This window comes from Corynebacterium sp. USCH3, from assembly GCF_037619475.1.
Lineage (GTDB): Bacteria > Actinomycetota > Actinomycetes > Mycobacteriales > Mycobacteriaceae > Corynebacterium.
In genome coordinates, this window is the sequence record NZ_JAQPZT010000002.1 from 163,780 (window position 1) to 180,772 (window position 16,993).

General features: G+C 67.2%; 16 protein-coding genes. 9 read left to right on the plus strand and 7 right to left on the minus strand.

What is annotated here, in order from left to right:
- Positions 1-35: 35 nt before the first annotated feature.
- A complete protein-coding gene (ctaE, locus tag PQI66_RS04035) occupies positions 36-647 on the minus strand; it encodes an aa3-type cytochrome oxidase subunit III (RefSeq protein WP_339996241.1) in 612 nt (203 codons plus the stop codon).
- Between the two features lie 451 nt (positions 648-1,098).
- On the opposite strand from ctaE, the gene trpD reads away from it, so the two are divergent.
- Entirely contained in the window at positions 1,099-2,190 is a 1,092-nt protein-coding gene (gene trpD / locus PQI66_RS04040; protein ID WP_339996798.1) for an anthranilate phosphoribosyltransferase, read from the plus strand.
- A 101-nt stretch (positions 2,191-2,291) separates the two neighbouring features.
- On the opposite strand, the gene ctaF is transcribed toward trpD, so the two are convergent.
- The gene (gene ctaF / locus PQI66_RS04045; RefSeq protein ID WP_339996243.1) at positions 2,292-2,723 is read right to left on the minus strand and encodes an aa3-type cytochrome oxidase subunit IV; all 432 of its coding nucleotides are present in this window, start codon (positions 2,721-2,723) and stop codon (positions 2,292-2,294) included.
- Between the two features lie 28 nt (positions 2,724-2,751).
- Entirely contained in the window at positions 2,752-3,864 is a 1,113-nt protein-coding gene (ctaC, locus tag PQI66_RS04050) for an aa3-type cytochrome oxidase subunit II (RefSeq protein ID WP_339996245.1), read from the minus strand.
- 354 nt (positions 3,865-4,218) lie between these two features.
- Here ctaC and asnB point away from each other — a divergent pair, with 354 nt between their 5' ends.
- A complete protein-coding gene (gene asnB, locus PQI66_RS04055) occupies positions 4,219-6,156 on the plus strand; it encodes an asparagine synthase (glutamine-hydrolyzing) (RefSeq protein WP_339996799.1) in 1,938 nt (645 codons plus the stop codon).
- A gap of 75 nt (positions 6,157-6,231) precedes the next feature.
- Here the strand turns inward: asnB and PQI66_RS04060 are convergent, their stop codons facing one another.
- Positions 6,232-6,588 carry a HesB/IscA family protein gene (locus PQI66_RS04060; protein ID WP_339996246.1) on the minus strand — a complete coding sequence of 119 codons (357 nt, stop codon included), beginning with the start codon at positions 6,586-6,588 and terminating at the stop codon, positions 6,232-6,234.
- Between the two features lie 140 nt (positions 6,589-6,728).
- On the opposite strand from PQI66_RS04060, the gene PQI66_RS04065 reads away from it, so the two are divergent.
- Positions 6,729-7,433, plus strand: a complete 705-nt coding sequence (locus PQI66_RS04065) for a DUF3043 domain-containing protein (protein WP_339996248.1) — start codon at positions 6,729-6,731, stop codon at positions 7,431-7,433.
- Positions 7,433-8,359, plus strand: a complete 927-nt coding sequence (locus PQI66_RS04070) for a nicotinate-nucleotide--dimethylbenzimidazole phosphoribosyltransferase (protein ID WP_339996249.1) — start codon at positions 7,433-7,435, stop codon at positions 8,357-8,359. Before PQI66_RS04065 ends, PQI66_RS04070 begins: the two co-directional genes overlap by 1 nt.
- On the opposite strand, the gene PQI66_RS04075 is transcribed toward PQI66_RS04070, so the two are convergent.
- Entirely contained in the window at positions 8,349-9,485 is a 1,137-nt protein-coding gene (locus PQI66_RS04075) for a branched-chain amino acid aminotransferase (protein ID WP_339996251.1), read from the minus strand. The two genes, PQI66_RS04070 and PQI66_RS04075, sit on opposite strands and share 11 nt — an antisense overlap.
- A gap of 89 nt (positions 9,486-9,574) precedes the next feature.
- On the opposite strand from PQI66_RS04075, the gene PQI66_RS04080 reads away from it, so the two are divergent.
- Positions 9,575-11,194 carry a leucyl aminopeptidase gene (locus tag PQI66_RS04080; protein ID WP_339996252.1) on the plus strand — a complete coding sequence of 540 codons (1,620 nt, stop codon included), beginning with the start codon at positions 9,575-9,577 and terminating at the stop codon, positions 11,192-11,194.
- 7 nt (positions 11,195-11,201) lie between these two features.
- Here PQI66_RS04080 and PQI66_RS04085 read toward each other — a convergent pair whose 3' ends face one another.
- Positions 11,202-11,594, minus strand: coding sequence for an oxidoreductase (locus tag PQI66_RS04085; RefSeq protein WP_339996253.1), 393 nt, complete (start codon positions 11,592-11,594; stop codon positions 11,202-11,204).
- 196 nt (positions 11,595-11,790) lie between these two features.
- Here PQI66_RS04085 and sucB point away from each other — a divergent pair, with 196 nt between their 5' ends.
- The 4 genes from sucB to PQI66_RS04105 all read left to right on the plus strand — a co-directional run bounded on the left by sucB (position 11,791) and on the right by PQI66_RS04105 (position 16,254).
- Entirely contained in the window at positions 11,791-13,491 is a 1,701-nt protein-coding gene (gene sucB, locus PQI66_RS04090) for a 2-oxoglutarate dehydrogenase, E2 component, dihydrolipoamide succinyltransferase (RefSeq protein WP_339996255.1), read from the plus strand.
- Positions 13,492-13,552: 61 nt separating this feature from the next.
- Positions 13,553-14,290, plus strand: a complete 738-nt coding sequence (lipB, locus tag PQI66_RS04095) for a lipoyl(octanoyl) transferase LipB (protein WP_339996256.1) — start codon at positions 13,553-13,555, stop codon at positions 14,288-14,290.
- A gap of 74 nt (positions 14,291-14,364) precedes the next feature.
- Positions 14,365-15,411: a lipoyl synthase gene (lipA, locus tag PQI66_RS04100; protein WP_339996258.1), complete on the plus strand. Its 1,047-nt coding sequence runs from the start codon at positions 14,365-14,367 to the stop codon at positions 15,409-15,411.
- Positions 15,412-15,477: 66 nt separating this feature from the next.
- Positions 15,478-16,254, plus strand: a complete 777-nt coding sequence (locus PQI66_RS04105) for a DUF4191 domain-containing protein (protein ID WP_339996259.1) — start codon at positions 15,478-15,480, stop codon at positions 16,252-16,254.
- A gap of 68 nt (positions 16,255-16,322) precedes the next feature.
- Here the strand turns inward: PQI66_RS04105 and PQI66_RS04110 are convergent, their stop codons facing one another.
- Positions 16,323-16,871 carry an RDD family protein gene (locus PQI66_RS04110; protein ID WP_339996260.1) on the minus strand — a complete coding sequence of 183 codons (549 nt, stop codon included), beginning with the start codon at positions 16,869-16,871 and terminating at the stop codon, positions 16,323-16,325.
- Between the last annotated feature and the right edge of the window lie 122 nt (positions 16,872-16,993).

Here is a 16,993-nt window from a genome sequence, read left to right on the forward strand (position 1 = left end):
TTAACGGCCGAGCGTCACACATCGGCCCGTCCGGCCTACTGGATGAAGTAAATGGTGATCCACAGTCCGATCCACACGACGTCGACGAAGTGCCAGTAGTACGACACGACGACGGCGGCGGTGGCCTGGGCCGGTGTGAACTTCGACTTCACCGTGCGGAGCAGCACGACCACGAATGCGAGCACGCCGGCGAGGACGTGTGCGCCGTGGAAGCCGGTGGTGATGAAGAACACCGACCCGTAGACGCTGCCCGAGATCGTGGTGCCGTGCTGCACGAGGTGGATGTACTCGTACGTCTGACCGGCGAGGAAGATCGCGCCGAGGACGATGGTGAGTGCATACCACTTCCGCAGACCGAACACGTCGCCGCGCTCCGCAGCGAACACACCCCACTGGGCGGTGAACGACGACGACACCAGAATCACGGTGATCGCCAGAGCGAACGGCACGTTCAGCTCGGTCGGCTCGGAGGGCCAGTTTCCGTTCGAGTTCGCCTTCGAGACGAAGTACATCGCGAACAGGCCCGCGAAGAACATCAATTCCTGGGACAGGAACACAATCGTGCCGACGCTGACCATGTTCGGTCGGTTCAGCGTCACGGCACGCTGTGGTGCTGCCATGCTTTGGTTTCCAACTGCGCTCGTCACGCGTACAAGTATGACCGACCCCGGCCCCCTAGTCGATTCGCAACCCCGGCATGTTTCACGCTTTCTGCAAAACCCCTGGTAGTCGCTTCACGTTTCCTGGCAACTCACCACAAACGGGGTTAGCCGGGAACTCTTCGCCCTGATTTACGACGTGGCGGCGTCTGCACTGGTCGACCGCCTGCAGGCCTTCCCCACGCGCCACCGCCCGGCGGCCCGTCCCCCGCCCCGTCCACCCCCGTTCGCGGGGGCTGCCGGTGCCCCGGGAACCGTACCCGTCGCCTCACCCCGCGACCTCCATCAGACTGTACCCGGCCCCGGGGACGTGCACCGAATCAGCGCACCACAGAGGGGCTGCCAGGGAGGGGCTGCCAGGTCGGCCCGAACCGTCCGTAATAGGATGGGACAACCACGACCGACATACTTCGAGAGGACGATTCCGATGCCGGACGATCTGAGTCTGACCACCCCGGACCACATCACTCCACTGGGGTCTGACCGACTGCCGGAAAGCTACTTCACCTGGCCGGGGGTGCTCGACCGCATCGGCCGTCATGAAGAGCTCAGCGAATCGCAGATCACCTGGGCCATCAGCCGGATCATGGAGGGGTCCGCCACCGACGCGCAGCTCGCCGCCTTCGCCTTCGGACTCCGCGTCAAAGGCATCACGGCCGCGGAACTCTCCGCCGCCGCCTCGGCGATGCGTGCGTACGCCACCCCGGTGGACTTCAGCGACATCCCGGACGCCGTCGACATCGTCGGCACCGGCGGGGACGGCCACCACACCGTGAACATCTCCACCATGGCCTCCTTCGTCGTCGCCGCCACGGGGGTGCCTGTCGTCAAGCACGGCAACCGCGCGGCGTCGTCCCGGTGCGGCGGGGCGGACGTTCTGGAGGTGCTGGGCCTCGACATCGACCGCTCCCCCGACACGATCCACGACGACGCCCTGAGAACCGGCTTCGCGTTCATGTTCGCCAAGACCTACCACCCCGCGATGCGGTTCGCCGGCCGGGTCCGCTCGGAACTGGCGGTTCCGACACTGTTCAACCTCCTGGGGCCCATGACCAACCCCGCAGGACCGAAGTTCGGACTGATCGGCTGCGCCTTCCGCGACATGATGCCGATCATGGGCGGCGCCTTCGCCCACCAGGGGGTGCGGGCACTCATCGTGCGGGGGCTGGACGGCATGGACGAGATCAGTGTCTGCGCCCCCACGGAGGTCGTCACCGTCGACGAGCACGGTCGGACCGGTGAGTTCACGATCAACCCGCGGACGTTCGGACTCGACGTCTACGACGACGACGCCCTCACCGGTGGAGACCCCGAGTACAACGCCGACATCGCACGACGCCTCATGTCAGGGGACCTCACCGGTGCAATCAAGGACGCTGTCTTGATCAACGCCGCTGCCGCCCTCGTCGCCGTGCACGGCTGGGACGGCGACGACCTCAAGTCCGCACTGGTCACGCAGTTGGCCGCCGCACGCGAGGCACTGGAGTCCGGCGCCGCACTACGGAAGATGAACGACATCATCAACCTCTGACCCCTGCCGGCCCCGGAGAACACGACAAAAGGAGCACCCGCGAGGAAGATGCGGGTGCTCCTTGTCGTCTCTTTGTCGTCTCTTTGTCGTCGAGAGAGACGCTACTCCTTCTCCGGCGGGAGGCCGTACTGGAGGTTGAGCATCGTGGTCGACCAGATGAGTATCGCTGCGCCCAGCAGGATGACCCAGATGAGGAAGAAGGCGATGCCGTAGCCCATGATCACGATGGCCATCGACATGATGAACGGCCACCCGGAGTGGGGCGAGAAGAAGCCGAGCACTCCGGCCCCGTCCTCGATCTCCGCCTCTTCCCAGTCCTTCGGCTCGATGTCCGCCTTGGAGTTGGTGAGATGGAAGTACACACCGAGGAACAGCGTCAGCAGCGTCGCCAGGACAAGTCCGGTCCCACCTGCCCACTCGATACCCTGCTGGTTCGCACCGTCGTTCAGCTGCGACGTCGCGTAGAAGTACACGACCGTCATCACCGTGAGGAACAGTGCGAGTCCGTACATCAACTTGGCTGTCTGCCGCATTGTTGTCTCCTAGTGTCTCGTCGCCCGCTTAGGCGGAACGGTCGATGTAGTTGTCGCCCTCGACTCCCCGGGTGGCTTCACGGCCGGGAAGGAAAGGCTGGGTCGAGGTGGCGTAGGGATCCTCACCGATCTCCGCCAGCGCCTCGGCGTTGGTGGCCTCCGGGTTGGCCTCACGGTAGGCGATGTACGCCGCGAAGTTCTCCGGGCTCACCGCACGGACCTCGAAGTTCATCATCGCGTGGTAGGTGCCGCACATCTCCGCGCAGCGTCCGACGAAGGCGCCCTCACTGTCGATGCCCTCGATCTGGAACCGGCGCTCAGACTGGTTCGCCTCGGGGTGCGGGAAGACGTCGCGCTTGAAGAGGAACTCCGGGACCCAGAAGGAGTGGATCACGTCGGAGGACGCCAGGTTGAACTCGATCGGCGTACCGGTCGGCAGGACGAGCACCGGAACCTCCTCCGAGGTGCCGAGGGTCTCGATCTGGTTGTAGTTCAGGTAGGTGAAGTCCTCCTTGGACTTGCCGTGGATCGGACCGACGGCCTGGCCGTGCTCGTCACGGTCGTCCTCCGGGACGGCGGCGTTCGCCTCGGCGGCCTCGGCGCGGTCGGCGTCCTCGCCGTCGTACTCCTGGCCGTCCTCGGTCAGGTCGCCGCTGATGCTGCCGTAACCGAACTTCCAGTTCCACTGGTAGGCGGTGACGTCGACGGTGACCTGGGGGTCCTTGTCCAGTGCGGTGACCTTGTCCTGGGTCTGCACGGTGAAGAAGAACAGGCCCATGACGATCAGCACGGGAATGACGGTCAACGTCAACTCGAGCGGCACGTTGTAGGCCGTCTGCCTCGGGAACTCCGGCTTGCCCTTCTTCGTGGCCCGCTTGTCGCTGTCGCGGAAGATCACCACGAACATGAGGGCCCACATGATGATGCCGATGATCCAGGCGACGACCCAGGTCCACACCCAGAAGTTACCCATGGACTGGGACTCCGGGGTGATTCCGTCGGGCCAGCCCATGCGCAGGGCATGGAAGAAACCGTTGTCGGGGGGTGCGACATCGCAGCCGACCAGGGCAAGGGAGCCGAGTCCCAGCACTCCGGCGAGGCCGAGCTTGCGACCTCTTCCGTGAACTTTTCGCTGTTCCACGCGAGTATGCCTTCCTCAATCACACGTCGTGTTCATCGGGGCCACCGGATCCGTCACCTGCAGAGGACGGACACCGGCCCCGTGTCATCTCCCGACAATAGTGCATGGAGGGGGATGCCCCTGCATCATGCACACCATTGTGATTCTCTGTCGGCCCTATTCGGGGTTGCTGGACGGGAGCTGGACGACCGCGCCGCGGCTCGGCATGTCCCGTCTGTGTCAGCCGGACCTCGACGGGTAGTCTAGTGTGCTTACGCACGCGCACGCGGCCGGTGCCCATCCGCCCCGTCCCCCTCATCCCGGAGGCCGGCACGCCGGCTCCCGACGACACTTACGGAGATGACCCCAGAGCTCATGTGTGGACTTCTTGGAATTCTGACGGCACACGGTGACGCCCCCCGTTTCGTGGACACGACCGCCCGGGCACTCCCCTGCATGCGGCACCGTGGTCCGGACGAGGACGGCACCTGGAACGACGACGACGTGGTCTTCGGCTTCAACCGGCTGTCGATCATCGACCTCGAGCACTCGCACCAGCCGCTGCAGTGGGGTCCGGCCGACCAGCCCGACCGCTACTCGATGACGTTCAACGGCGAGATCTACAACTACGTCGAACTGCGCGAGGAACTGCAGGCCGAAGGATACGAGTTCGCCACCTCCGGCGACTCCGAGACCATCGTCGTCGGGTTCCACCACTGGGGCGCCGACGTCGTCAACCACCTGCGCGGCATGTTCGCGTTCTCCGTCTGGGACGCCGCGGAACGGACGATGTTCCTGGCCCGCGACCCCTTCGGCATCAAGCCGATGTTCTACGCCACGACCGACGCCGGCACCGTGTTCAGCAGCGAGAAGAAGTCCGTCCTGGCCATGTCGGAGGATATCGGTCTAGAGCTGGACCTTGACGACAGGGCGATCGCCCACTACACCGACCTGCAGTACGTCCCGGAGCCGGAGACCCTGCATGCCGGGGTCCGACGCCTGGAGTCGGGATGCCACGCGACTCTGCGTCCCGGTGGCCGGGTCACCGCCGTCCGTTACTTCGAGCCGACGTTCCCCGTCGCCCCGGTACCGTCCGGGCAGGAGCACGCCCTGTTCACCCGGATCGCCGACGCCCTCCAGGATTCCGTCGCCAAGCACATGCGTGCCGACGTCACCGTCGGGTCGTTCCTGTCGGGAGGCATCGACTCCACGGCCATCGCGTCCCTGGCCAAACAGCACAACCCGGACCTGGTGACCTTCACCACCGGTTTCGAACGTGAGGGCTACTCGGAGGTCGACGTGGCCGCGGAGTCCGCCGCCGCCATCGGCGTGGAGCACGTGGTGAAGGTCGTCTCCCCCGAGGAGTTCGCCGCCGCCGTCCCGAAGATCATCTGGTACCTCGACGACCCGGTCGCCGACCCGGCCCTGGTGCCCCTGTACTTCGTCGCCGCCGAAGCCCGTAAACACGTCAAGGTGGTGCTGTCCGGCGAGGGTGCCGACGAACTCTTCGGCGGGTACACCATCTACAAGGAACCGTTGTCTCTGGCACCGTTCGACAAGGTACCCTCCCCCATCAAGAAGGTCCTCCGCACCGTCGGCGACGCCCTGCCCGACGGCATGCGGGGCAAGTCGCTCCTCCAACGCGGTACGACCCCGATGGAGGAGCGCTACTACGGCAACGCGCGGTCCTTCAACTACGAGCAGCTTGAACGCGTCCTGCGCATCGCCCGACCCGAGTGGGACCACCGGGAGGTCACCGCGCCGATCTACGCCAGGTCGGTCGACATGGACCCGGTCTCCCGGATGCAGCACCTCGACATGTTCACCTGGCTCCGCGGCGACATCCTGGTCAAGGCCGACAAGATCACCATGGCCAACTCACTGGAGTTGCGCGTGCCCTTCCTGGACCGGGTCGTCTTCGACGTCGCCCGGACCATCCCCCACGAGCTCAAGGTCGGCCACGGAACCACCAAGTACGCGCTGCGTCGTGCACTCGAGCTCATCGTCCCGGAGCACGTCATCAACCGGAAGAAGCTCGGCTTCCCGGTGCCGCTGCGGCACTGGCTCGCCGGTGACGAGCTGTACGACTGGGCGAAGAAGAACATCGAGGACTCCGCCACCGACCACATCTTCGACAAGGCCCAGGTCCTGGCGATGCTGGACGAGCACCGCGTGTCGATGACCACCGGTTCCGGCCCGGACCACTCGCGGCGCCTGTGGACGGTCATCGCCTTCATGATCTGGCACGGGATTTTCGTCGAGCACCGGATCCGTCCGGAGATCGACGAGCAGGACTACCCCGTCCACCTCTGACACACCGCACCCCGACAGAAGAACTCCCCGTCCTCACTACGAGGACGGGGAGTTCGGGTCTAGCGGACGGCCACGTCAGCTGAAGGAGTCACCGCAGGCGCAGGATCCCCCGGCGTTCGGGTTGTCGATCGTGAAACCCTGGGACTCGATCGTGTCGGAGAAATCGATCTTGGCCCCCGTCAGGTACGGGGCGGACATCTTGTCCACGACAAGCCGGACGCCCTCGACATCGTCGACGAGGTCACCGTCGAGCGTACGGTCGTCGAAAAAGAGCTGGTAACGCAGGCCAGCACAGCCACCGGGCTGCACGGCGATGCGCAGAGCCAGGTCGTCCCGTCCCTCCTGTGCGAGCAGTCCGGCGGCCTTGCCGGCGGCAGCGCTGGTCAGTTCCACGCCGGTGGACGCCTCGGCGGTCTTCTCGGGAGCAGTCATCATTTCCTCCTCAGTAATGCGGATATGCCCAAACTACTCGTCCACAACCATGAAATCCAGTGATCTATTCCCGTGCCCGGTCCTCCGGCAGCCTCACCCGCGTTGGTCCCCGCAACCACCCGTGCTCTAGCCTGTGAGGTGTGAAACTCCCGTGGAAGAAAGACGATGACACCGACGCCGCCGACAGCGACGTCACCTCGGCAGGTACCCCGTCCATCGACGAGGACGCTCCCCTGACACCGAAGGGCTACACCCCCAAGAAAGGCCGCCCGACCCCCAAGCGCAACGAGGTCGAACGGTCCACCGGTGTCCGGCGGACACATTTCGACGCTCCGATGACGCCGAAAGAGGCCCGCCAGCGCAAGAAGGACTACAAGAACTCCATGTCCAAGGAGGAGTTCAAGGAGGTCAAGCGCAAGCAGCGCGACGAGGCCGCAGAGTCCCGTCGCAAGGCCAATGAACGCATGATGGCGGGCGACCCGAACTACCTGCTGGCCCGGGACCAGGGCAAGGAGAAGCTCTTCGTCCGGAACTACGTGGACGCCCACCGGTACCTGATGAACTACTTCCTGCCGATCGCGCTGGTCGTGGTCGTGGTGATGATCCTGGGCACCCGCATGCCGGTCATCGCCAACTACATCAGCCTGTTCATGCTGGTCATCATCCTCATCCTCGTCGTCGAGGGCCTGTTCCTCGCACGGAAGGTCAACCGGCTGGTCAACGACCGCTTCCCCGACAACTCGTTCGGGAAGTGGGCCCTCGGCTTCTACGCCTTCACCCGTGCCACCATGATCCGCAAGATGCGTACCCCGGCACCACAGGTGAACGTCGGCGACGCGGTCTGATGGCGGCCCGTCCGGTCCTCACCCGCCTCGGCGACTGGGCACGCGCCACCGGCTACCACGGGGAGACGGGAGATCCCGGGACCGGTGACCCGCGCCCCGAGCTCCTCGTGGCCGCCGCAGACCACGCCGTCGCGGCACCCGCTGCCGGGGACATGAGCCCGGTCTCCACGCTGCCCTGGGGGCATGCCGGCACAGTGGCCGCGGCGATCACCACCGGGGAATCACCGCTCTGCCACGATGCAGCCCGCCTGGGCGTCGACGTGTCCGTCCATGAGTTCCCCGCCGACGCCCCGCCGTCCGGGACGTCGCCGGTGGCACCGCACTCGCCCGCACAGTGGATCGACGTCGGACGCGAGACGATGGACGCACGGGCGGACGCCGCCGTCCCGCTCGTGCTCACCGGAACCGTCGGCACCGGCGCGACGACGACCGCGGCCGCACTCGTCGGTGTGCTCTGCAATGTCGAGCCGGTGAAGGTCGTGGGGCGCGGCGGCGGTCCGACGGCGATCACCGACGAGATGTGGAAGCACAAGACGGTCGCCATCCGCGACCTGATGTTCCGTGTGCGCGCCCACCGACGGAGGCCCGTCGACGCCGCTGCCGTCCGTGACATCCTCGACACGGTGGGGACCCCGGACATCGCGTTCCTCGCCGGCCTGCTGGCACAGTCGGCCGCCCGTCGGACCCCGGTCATCCTCGACGGAGTCACCGGCCTCGCGGCAGGACTGCTCGCCGACGCCCTCACCCCCGGCGCCTCCCGGTGGTGGCTGGTGCCGGACACGTCAGGTGAACCGTCCGGCACCGCAGCCCGCCAACGGTTGTCGCTGACCCCCGTGGTCGGGGAGAGCCTCGGCGCACCGGAAGCGTCGTCGGGACTGCTCGTCCTCCCCCTCCTCGACGCCGCCGCGTCCCGGGTCAGGCAGTGACCAGGGTGTGATTCCAGGAGTGGGTGTCCTCGCCGGTACCCCGCTGGATGCCGGTCAACCGCTCCCGCAACCGCATGGTGATCTCGCCGGGCGTGCCACCGTTGATCTGGAACTCACCGTTCCGGTCCTTCACGGTACCCACCGGCGTGATCACGGCGGCGGTTCCGCAGGCGAAGGCCTCCGTCATCTCGCCCGAGGCGGCGGCGGAACGCCATTCGTCGACCGTGAACAGGCGCTCAGTCACCGTCAACCCCTCGTCCGCCGCCAACTGCAGCAGCGAGTCGCGGGTGACACCGGGCAGCAGCGACCCGGACAGTTCCGGGGTCACCAGTTCAGCGTTGCCCCCGTCCCGACCCTCCAGGATGAAGGCGAGGTTCATCCCGCCCATCTCCTCGACGTTGGTGTGCGTCGCCGCGTCCAGCCACACCACCTGGTCGCAGCCCTTCGTTTCCGCGTAGGACTGGGCGGCGAGGGAGGCCGCGTAGTTCCCGGCGAACTTCGCCGCGCCGGTGCCTCCGGGGGCGGCGCGCACGTACTCCGTGGACAGCCACACGCTCACCGGGGTGACGCCACCCTTGAAGTACGCACCGGCCGGCGACGCGATGACGTAGTAGCTGTAGCTGGTGGAGGGATGGACACCCAGGCCGATCTCGGTGGAGACGATGAAGGGCCGCAGGTACAGCGCCTCCTCACCACCGGAGGCGGGCACCCAGTCCTTGTCGACCTCGACGAGCTGGCTCAGGGACTCGAGGAAGAGGTCCTCCGGAACCTCCGGCATGGCGATACGCCGGGCAGACGACCGGATCCGCTCGGCGTTCTTGTCCGGCCGGAAGGTGGCGATCGAGCCGTCCGGCTGGCGGTACGCCTTGAGTCCCTCGAAGATGGCCTGGCCGTAGTGCAGCACCGAGGTCGCCGGGTCCATCGCGATCGGTGCGTAAGGGACGACCCGCGCATCGTGCCATCCCGCCTCTTCCGTCCAGTCGACAACCACCATGTGGTCCGTGAAGTAGCGGCCGAATCCCGGATTGGCGAGAATTTCGGCGATCGCCCCGGGCGGAGTGGGATTCTCCGCCAGCGTGCGGGAGAAGGCGACGGGCGTGGAGTTGGCGGGCGCGGAATCAGACATGGCCTGTATCTTAGACCCGTCGGCGCCGGTCCGGCACACGTGCCCGGCAACTCCGACGGTGATGACCCCGAACAGTATTGAGGTGAACGATGACTTCCGCCGGACTCCCCCGCGGCACCATGCCGTCACTGGAGTTGCTCAGGGCCGCCTCGGCGATCGCCGACGTGTCCGTGGACGTGCTGGTGATCCCCACCTTCTCCGGGGAGAACGGGATCGAGCTGTCCCTGGGTTCCGCCCCCGGTCCACCGTCGGCCTCCCCGTCCCTGGTCGACCGGTCGACCCAGGTCGCCTTGTGGAAGTCCCTCGTCGACATCGGCGCCCGAGGGCACGCCGGTGAAACCCACTACCTTCCGTCGGTGCCCGGGGTCGCTGCGACGCGCATCCTGGCCGTCGGTCTCGGCGACGCGGACGCGCTGACCGACGAGGGGCTGCGCTCGGCCGCGGGTACCGCGTCCCGCCAGCTCGGACGCACCGCCGCCGACACCGGCAGCGACCTCACCGTGCTCAGCCTCCTCGGCACACTCGGGATCATCCCGGCCACCGAAGGGCACGGCCTCGGCAGCTACAGCTACCACGGCTTCCGGCATGATGACCTCCGCGCCGGACGGGTGGGGCGAATCATCGTCGCGCCCCCGACCTCCCCCAGCGCGGCCGAGACCGCCGACACCGACTTCTCACGGGCCTGCGTCGTCATCGAGGCGGTGGCCTGCGCCCGCGACCTGGTCAATGCGCCGGCGAATGCCCTCTACCCGGAAAGCTACGCCACCGTCATCGGCGAGCTGTCGACGCAGGCAGGGCTGGAGGTGGAGATCCTGGACGAACGCGATCTCGCCGAGGCGGGGTTCGGCGCACTCGTCGGAGTCGGGCAGGGGTCGACCCGTCCGCCGCGGCTCGTCCGCGTGAGTTACCGACCCGAGGTCGCCGGTCACAGGACCGTTCCCCGGGTTGCCCTCGTCGGCAAAGGCGTGACCTTCGACACCGGCGGAATCTCCCTGAAGACGCCGGCCACCATGGGAAACATGATCTCCGACATGGGCGGGTCCGCGGCGGTCGTCGCCGCCGTGATCGCCGCGTCCGAGCTCGACCTCCCGGTGTCGGTGACCGCGACGGTACCGCTCGCCGAGAACATGCCGGACGGTGCCGCGGTACGCCCGGGCGACGTGCTGCGGCACTACGGGGGTCTCACCACGGAGGTCCTCAACACCGACGCCGAGGGCCGGCTCATCCTGGGCGACGCGATCGCCCGGGCGTGCGAGGACGACCCCGACTACCTCATCGAGACCGCCACGCTGACCGGTGCCCAGGTCCGCGCGCTCGGCGACCGGACACCGGCCGTGATGGGCACTCCCCGACTGCGTGACCGGGTCGCGGAGGTGTCCCGTGAGACCGGGGAGGGGGCGTGGCCCATGCCACTCCCTGCGGAAATCGCCACCGACATCCGCTCCGACGTGGCCGATCTGCGCAACATCGCCTCGACAGGGTGGGGAGGCATGGCCGCGGCCGGGCACTATCTCGCCGCCTTCGTGCCGGAGGGTGTGCCCTGGGTCCACCTGGACGTGGCGGGCCCGGCCTACAACACTGCAGCACCACACGGCTACACACCGGCCAGAGGCACCGGCGTCCCGGTGCGGACGATCATCGCCGTGCTCGACGACATCGCCGCCGGCGGGGCGTCGACACCGGGCAGCGACGACGCGGAACCCGTGTAAACCCCCGTCAGTCCCGTTCCCCGCGGCGTTGCTCGAATCTGGCCCGACGTTCCTGCTGTTCCTGACGTTTGCGGAGGATCCGGTCCCGCTCGATCAGGTCCCTCATCCGCTGGGGGTAACCGGTCTTCTCCGCGTCGAACAACTGCGCCCCGGTGACGGTCGCCACCTCGTCGACGCCCCGTGGCCCGCCGATACGCCGGCGGGTCCACTCCCCTGTACCGTCGACGAGGACCACCGACATCTCGTTGACCAGCGTCTCCGGCTCGACGAACCCCTCCACCCCCGACCGCTGCGCCGCCCAGTGGCGCAGGTAGTCGAGGTCGGCGGGCCGTGCCCGGCCACCGGGGGTCCGCGGCGGGCGGGGGCCGGAACGACGGGGACGACCGAATAGATTGAACACACCAGAGATTCTAAGGGATTCCGTGACACCGCACCGGAGCCGTACCATGGGCCGACCCCTTCCGGCACGAGAATGCCGACAGCGGTACCATATGTAGTATTCGGTCAGAGACCACTTCTCTGCTATCTCTGCGTACTGCGGACCGATCCACGTACTCCACATCTGTACCCCGTCGTTTAATAGGAGCTTCAACACCATGGCGCACTCCGTCGAAATGCCCGAGCTGGGCGAATCCGTCACAGAAGGCACTGTCACCCAGTGGCTGAAGAAGGTCGGCGACACCGTGGAGGTCGACGAACCCTTGCTCGAGGTTTCCACGGACAAGGTCGACACGGAGATCCCCTCCCCCGTCGCCGGCACCCTGCTGAAGATCATCGCCGACGAGGACGACACCGTTGACGTCGGTGCCGTCATCGCCGAAATCGGTGACGAGGGCGAAGCGGGCGACGACTCGTCCTCCGACGAGGCCCCGGCCGAGGACGAGAACGAGGACGACACCTCCGACGAGGAGCAGGACGACGCGCAGGACGAGTCCGCCGACGACGACACGTCGGGCTCCCCGTCCGCCTCCACCGGCGGTGGTGCCGGCACCGACGTGACGATGCCCGAGCTCGGCGAATCCGTCACCGAGGGAACCATCACGCAGTGGCTGAAGAAGGTCGGCGACGAGGTCGAGGTCGACGAGCCGCTGCTCGAGGTCTCCACCGACAAGGTCGACACCGAGGTCCCCTCGCCTGTCGCCGGTACGCTGCTGGAGATCCTCGCCGACGAGGACGACACCATCGACGTCGGTGGTGTGATCGCCCGGGTCGGCGACGCCGGCGCCGCCGAGGCCTCCCCCGCCGAGGAGGAGCCGAAGGAAGAGAAGAAGAAGGACGAGCCGAAGGCAGAGGAGAAGCCGGAGAAGAAGGCAGAGCCGAAGCAGGAGGCCCCGACGGAGCAGAAGGCACCCGCCGCCTCCTCTGACGCCGGCGAGCCTGCCGACGGCAACCTGCCCTACGTCACCCCCCTGGTGCGTAAGCTCGCCGAGAAGCACGGCGTGGATCTCTCCACCGTCGAGGGCACCGGCGTGGGCGGGCGTATCCGCAAGCAGGACGTCCTCGCGGCCGCGGAGGGCGGCAGCGCCAAGGACTCCGCTCCGGCGCCGGCCAAGGGGGTCGACCCGGAGAAGGCGTCGCTGCGTGGTACCACGCAGAAGGTCAACCGGATCCGTGCCATCACCGCCAAGACCACCCTGGAGTCCCTGCACGGCGCAGCGCAGCTCACCCAGGTCCACGAGGTCGACATGACCCACGTGGCGGACCTGCGCAAGGCGTCCAAGGCCGCCTTCCAGGACAAGCACGGACTGAACCTCACCTTCCTGCCGTTCTTCGCGAAGGCGATCGTCGAGGCACTGGTGGCGCACCCGAACGTCAACGCCTCCTACAACGCCGACACCCAGGAGATGACCTACCACGGCAAGGTCAACCTCGGTATCGCCGTCGACACCAAGGACGGCCTGCTGTCCCCGGTCATCCACGACGCCCAGGACATGTCGCTGCCGGAGCTGGCCAAGGCCATCGCCGACATCGCTGACCGCGCACGGAACAAGAAGCTCAAGCCGAACGACGTCAGCGGCGGCACCTTCACCATCACCAACATCGGCTCCGAGGGCGCACTCACCGACACCCCGATCCTCGTCCCGCCGCAGGCCGCGATGATCGGCACCGGTGCGATCCGCAAGCGCCCGGTCGTGATCACCGAGGACGCGTCCGACAGCATCGCGATCCGCAGCATGGTCTACCTGCCGATGACCTACGACCACCAGATCGTCGACGGCGCCGACGCCGGTCGCTTCCTGACCACCGTCAGGGACCGCCTGGAGAACAGCGACTTCACCGCCGACCTCGAGCTCTAGGTCCCCCGACCCCGCTACCCCGCCCCCGCATCAGCGCGGAGGCGGGGTAGAGTCGTTAGGCATGGGATATCAACACGGATCCATCCGCATGGCGGACACCCCCGTCACCGTCGACAACATCGGCACGGTGGACTACCTCACCACCTGGGACAGACAGGCCGACCTGGCACGCCGGCGTGCCGAGGACCTCATCGACGACACCGTGCTGCTGCTGGAACATCCGCCGACCTACACCGCCGGGAAGCGCACGCAGCCCGAGGACCTGCCCACCAACGGTCTGCCGGTCGTTGACGTCGACCGGGGAGGCCGCATCACCTGGCACGGCCCCGGCCAACTCGTCGCCTACCCGATCATCAGGCTCGACGACCCGATCGACGTCGTCGACTACGTCCGTCGGATCGAGGAGGCGGTGCTGGCGACCTGCCGTGAGATCGGGCTCGACAACGTCGGCCGGGTCCCCGGCCGCTCCGGGGTCTGGCTCCCCGCAGGACTGCGTCGCGGCGAGCTCGTCCCCGCACGGAAGGTCGCTGCCGTCGGGATCCGTGTGACCCGCGGCGTCACCATGCACGGGGTTGCGCTGAACTGCGACAACACCCTGGAGTACTACGACCACATCGTGCCCTGCGGTCTCGCCGACACCGGCGTGACCACCCTGTCCGAGGAGCTGGGGCGTCCGGTGGGCGTCGCCGAGGTCACCGGGGTCTTCACCGGCCATCTGCTGGCGGCGCTCGACGGCGACCTGGCGATGTCGGAGACGGACGTCCCCGACGAGCTCGCCCACGGGGTCGTACCGTCCTGAACTGGCCTTTTGCCACGGTCATCGCGGGTGAAGTCAGTTAGCGTCACTGAACGATGCAGCGTAGGGTGGGGGCCGTGACTGTTACATCAGACGGACGACGACTTCTCCGCATCGAGGCGAAGAACTCCCAGACCCCCATCGAACAGAAACCGCGGTGGATCCGCACCCAGGCCAAGATGGGGCCGGAATACCGTGACATGAAGAACCGCGTCGCCGGCGCCGGACTTCACACGGTGTGCCAGGAGGCAGGTTGCCCCAACATCCACGAGTGCTGGGAAGAACGCGAGGCGTCCTTCCTCATCGGGGGCGACACGTGCTCCCGGCGGTGCGACTTCTGTCAGATCAAGTCCGGCAAGCCGTCCCCTCTGGACCGTGACGAGCCCCGCCGGGTCGCCGAGAACATCCGGGAGATGGACCTTCGTTACGCCACCATCACCGGCGTGACCCGTGACGACCTCGACGACGAAGGTGCATGGCTGTACGCCGAGATCGTCCGTAAGGTCCACGAGCTCAACCCGAACACCGGCGTCGAGAACCTCACCCCGGACTTCTCCGCCAAGCCCGACCTGCTCGCCGAGGTCTTCGAGGCACGTCCCGAGGTCTTCGCCCACAACCTCGAGACCGTGCCCCGGATCTTCAAGCGGATCCGCCCGGCGTTCCGCTACGACCGCTCGCTGGAGGTCATCCGCGCCGCCCGTGACTTCGGTCTGGTGACCAAGTCGAACCTCATCCTCGGCATGGGCGAGACCGCCGAGGAGGTGCAGTCGTCCCTGACGGACCTCAAGGACGCCGGCTGCGACATCATCACGATCACCCAGTACCTGCGTCCGACCTCGATGCACCACCCGATCGAGCGGTGGGTGAAGCCGGAGGAGTTCATGGAGCACTCCGACTTCGCCAAGGAACTCGGTTTCGGTGCGGTCATGTCCGGCCCGTTGGTCCGGTCGTCCTACCGGTCCGGCCGGCTCTACGCCGAGGCCAAGGCCGCCCGTGGCGAGGCCCTGCCCGAGAACCTCACCCACCTCGGCGACACCCTGGGCTCGACCACCAGCCAGGAAGCCAGCACCCTGCTGGACAAGTACGGCCCCTCAGCCGAGACCCCGGTCTCGTCGGCACGATAGTTGTCCCCCGCCCCGGGGCGGATGCCGTTGCCGGCCCTGGGGCCCCGATGTTCTAAGGTAGGCGGTATGGCGAAGGATCCCCGGGAGAAAGAAAACAAGCGGCTCGAGAAGGCCGCCAAGAAGTCACGTCGCAAGCAGACGCGAGGCCAGATGTGGCAGGCCTTCCAGATGCAGCGCAAGAAGGACAAGAAGCTCATCCCCTACATGCTGCTGGGCCTGCTCGGCCCGGTCGTGGTCATGTTGGCGCTGAGCCTGGTGCTCGGCTGGTGGTGGCTGAACCTCATCGTCGGTATCGCCGTCGGTGTGATGGTCGCCTTCTGGATCTTCTCCCGCCGCCTGCAGTCCGGCGTCTACGACCAGATCGAGGGCGAGGCCGGCGCCGCCGGCTGGGCCCTGCAGAACCTCCGTGACGGTGTCGGTGTCAAGTGGATCACCGAGACCGCGGTCGCCTCCAACACCCACATGGACGCAGTCCACCGCGTCGTCGGCGTGCCCGGTGTCGTCCTCGTCGGTGAGGGCAGCCGTCACCGCCTGAAGCCGATGATGGCGCAGGAGCGCAAGCGTCTCGCCCGTATCCTCGGCAACACCCCGATCTACGACGTGTACGTCGGCGAGGGCGAGGACGAAGTCCAGATCCGCAAGCTGCAGAACCACCTGGTCCGTCTGCCCCGCAACATCAAGAAGAACGAGGTCGACGCCCTCAACAGCAAGGTGGAGTCAATCGCCCGCCTGCACTCGCGGGAGTCGATGCTCCCGAAGGGGCCGATGCCCCGCAACGCCTCGAACCCGGCCGGCGTCAACCGCCGTGCCCGTCGGGCCGCGCAGCGCAACAAGAAGGGCTGAACCTGCCCCTGTGACACCCCGGGGCTCCGCCGACCGCACCGGTCAGCGGAGCCCCGGGGCAGTTCCACCTAGCGGGTCCGGATGACGGCCGTCCCCGTGGCCCGGTCATGCATACCCCGGCTGTCGGTGTCCTGGATCAGCGGCGGGAACAGGAAGATCGTGAGAACCGTCCTGACCACGGCGCGGACAAGGCCCACGCGCTGGTCGGGATCGTCCACCCGGGCGACACCGATGCCCATCGCCGCATGCCCGGGCGACTGGCCGAACAACCACACCGTGACGATGCGCCAGAGGACCCAGACCATGAGCACCACCGTCGACGTCCCCCCCAGCGCGGTCGTCATCTGGGTGACGAAGAAGGCGATCCCGTAGCAGATCAGCCAGTCGACCAGCAGGGCAAGGACCCGCGGGAATATCGAGGCGATCGACCCCGGCCCCGTGGGCGGCAGTCCCAGGAGCTTGCCGGGGTAGGAACTCAGGTCGTGGGGATCCTCGTACTGTCCCGGGACCTGCGGTCCCTCCAGCCAGCTCGGCTGCCGGGCGCGTTCCTCGCGGAGTCCCTTCCGCCGTTGACGGCGGTCATCCCCTGTGCCGGTGTTCTTCTGCCGTTTCGCCATGATTCCCAAGGGTACCGGCCCCGTGACCGACCCCCAATTTCCCACGGGTCGCCCCGGCACCCCACCCCAACTGTGCACACCCGGTGACCGCAGTCCGTATCCTAGAGGTCAAGCCCCGACCG